A 2,496-nucleotide genomic window follows, 5' to 3' on the forward strand; every position below is an offset into this window, starting at 1 on the left:
CCCCCCGATCCCCTCGATCCCCTCGATCCCCTCGATTCCGTTGCTTACTTCGTTGTGGTCCACGCCGTCCATGCGCCCAAGTATGCGTGGCCCTCGCAGTACCAGGACTGCCGTTCCGCTGTTGCCCAGGGTGCTGGCTGCCCGGCCGCGCCCGGGAGATCGTGACGGCATGACCGAAGCCACGCAGCCGCAGAAGAAGATCCTCGTCGTCAGCGCGCACCCGGAGCCCCGTTCACTCAACGCCACCTTGGCCGCCTTCGCCGTCGCGCACCTGCGCGCGGCAGGGCACCAGGTGCGGGTGTCCGACCTGCACGCGATGAAGTGGAAGGCGACGGTGGACGCCGACGACTTCCCCGACCATCCGGCGGACCGGCACCTTGACGTGCTGGCTGCCCACGAACAGGCCACGCTGGCAGGCAGGTTGGCGCCTGACATCGCCGCCGAGCAGGACAAGGTGCGTTGGGCGGACGCGGTGATCCTCCAGTTCCCGATGTGGTGGTTCTCCATGCCCGCGATCCTCAAGGGCTGGATCGACCGGGTGTTCACCAACGGTTTCGCGCACGGCCCGGCAGTCCCCCCGCCGTACAGCGAGGGGGCCTTCGGCGGGCGGCGGGCGCTGGTGTCGGTGACGATCGGCGCCCGGGAGTCGGCGTTCTCGGACCGGGGCATCCACGGACGCCTCGCGGACGTCCTCCACCCGCTGCAGCACGGCGTGTTCTGGTTCACCGGCATGGCCCCGCTCGAACCGTTCGCGGTGTACGGCACGGTGGACCTGCCAGCGCAGCGGTTCGCGGCGGCCGAGCGGGAGTTCGCGCGACGGCTCGACCGGCTCTTCACGGACGAACCGGTCCCGTACCGGCCGCTCGGAGGCGGCGACTACGACCGCGACATGCGGCTGCTGCCGGGCGTGGAGGCTCCGGGCGCGAGCGGGCTCGACATCCACGTCCGCTGAGAGCCTGTTCAAAGACAGGCTCTGAAGAGAACGGGCGTCGGAGCGAACGTTTGTCGACCGTCCTCCGACTCCAGAGAAGCAGTACCAACCACACCCAGTCGACAGGGGCAAGGCATGCACAGGGTCAGGGCAGGCGGGCTGGTGGCCGTGGTCCTCGCGGTCACGGTGACCGCGGGATGCGGTGAGGCCGAACACGGACCGGACCAGCTGGTGACCGTCGGAGAGGCACCGGCCACGCCGTACAGCGGGCCGCTCTGGGTGCCGGTCAAGGAGATGGACGGAGAGGAGGGCGCCGGCCAGGCGGCGGTGAAGGCGGCGTCGGGGGCCGCAGGGCGGGCGCTGGAGTGTGAGGGAGACATCGACAGGGGCGGGGAAGGCGAGATCTGGAGCAAGCAGGACGGCGGGCGGACACCCGAGGAGGGGCTGGAGGCGTACTTCGAGATCGAACAGCCCGGCCTGCCCGAGTACGGCTACCGGGTGGAACGCGAGGAGGCGGAGCGTGTCCTGTTCTCCTTCGACGTGGACGGCTAGACGAAGATCGCCGTGGTCGTCGCCAAGGACCAGCCGAAACGCCCCGGTTGGGGGCCGGAGACGTCCGCCGCCTGCGATCCGTCGGAGTTCCCCGAGAACTACACCGACAAGCAGCCGTACGACATCTGGACCGACGAGGACGGCAACCGGGTCCCCACGTACAAGGTGAGCGGCTCCCCCGGTCCCGCCCACTGCGACTGGGAGAAGGCCTACTTCCTGGGTGTGGGCAGGGGCGAGGGCGCGGACGCGCAGACGTACGTCCGTGACCCGAGCGGGACACTGACATCCGACAAGCTCCTCACCTCCGCGTACGAGAAGGACGCACCCCTGCCCGACGACGCGCGGGACACCGGCTACCGGCTGGACGACTGGGAGCTCTGGCTGTCCCCTGACGCGTCGCGGGCATACGTCCGCACAGCCGACGGCGTCGAGGCCTGGCCGACACTGAAACAGGGCATGGGCTGTGCTTAGGGGTGGATCCGGACAGGTCCTAGTCCAGGAGGGCACGTTCCTGGACCAGGGCGGTCATCCTGTCCAGGTCCGGGGACATCCACCGGTCCGTGACAGCAGCCGGGCGGAGAGCTCGCGCGGCTCGCGCACCCGGTCCGCGACCGCTTCCTCGGCGGGCACGCGGCGTTCGCTGTGCGTGCGGGGATCGAGTGAGCTCGCCTCGGCCCTGGTCGCCTCCTGTTCGGTTACGACGACAGGCTGCTGCCCGCGGCGAGTTGGTTCGGGCACCGCTGATCTGGGCTGACCTGGACTGGGCTGGCTCCCGACCCCTGGGCCGCTGGGTGCGTTCTGTTCGTTGTGGGGCGGGGGCGCGGTGGGGGGGTACGTGCTCGCGCTCCCCGGTGCAGATTGCGCATCCGGTAGAGCGGGAACCCTAAGCGCTGCGCGCGCACCCGCCACCACGCCCCCTCACGTCGGTATGGCGGCTACCCCCCCGGTTGTGGACAGGCGTTCCGCAGGGCGAGGGGGGCACCTCCCGCTCGAGCGAAGTCGAGAGTGGGGGA

General features: G+C 70.3%; 3 protein-coding genes. All 3 read left to right on the plus strand.

Annotated features, from left to right (window positions below; translation table 11 throughout):
- Window positions 1-169: 169 nt before the first annotated feature.
- The 3 genes from U9R90_RS35450 to U9R90_RS35460 all read left to right on the plus strand — a co-directional run bounded on the left by U9R90_RS35450 (window position 170) and on the right by U9R90_RS35460 (window position 1,954).
- Window positions 170-952, plus strand: a complete 783-nt coding sequence (locus U9R90_RS35450; protein ID WP_411061550.1) for an NAD(P)H-dependent oxidoreductase — start codon at window positions 170-172, stop codon at window positions 950-952.
- Between the two features lie 114 nt (window positions 953-1,066).
- Window positions 1,067-1,483 carry a hypothetical protein gene (locus U9R90_RS35455; protein ID WP_411061551.1) on the plus strand — a complete coding sequence of 139 codons (417 nt, stop codon included), beginning with the start codon at window positions 1,067-1,069 and terminating at the stop codon, window positions 1,481-1,483.
- A 12-nt stretch (window positions 1,484-1,495) separates the two neighbouring features.
- Complete coding sequence (locus U9R90_RS35460) at window positions 1,496-1,954, plus strand: hypothetical protein (protein ID WP_411061552.1); 459 nt, start codon at window positions 1,496-1,498, stop codon at window positions 1,952-1,954.
- Window positions 1,955-2,496 lie beyond the last annotated feature (542 nt).

Source organism: Streptomyces sp. E11-3 (assembly GCF_046540415.1).
Classification (GTDB): Bacteria; Actinomycetota; Actinomycetes; order Streptomycetales; family Streptomycetaceae; genus Streptomyces.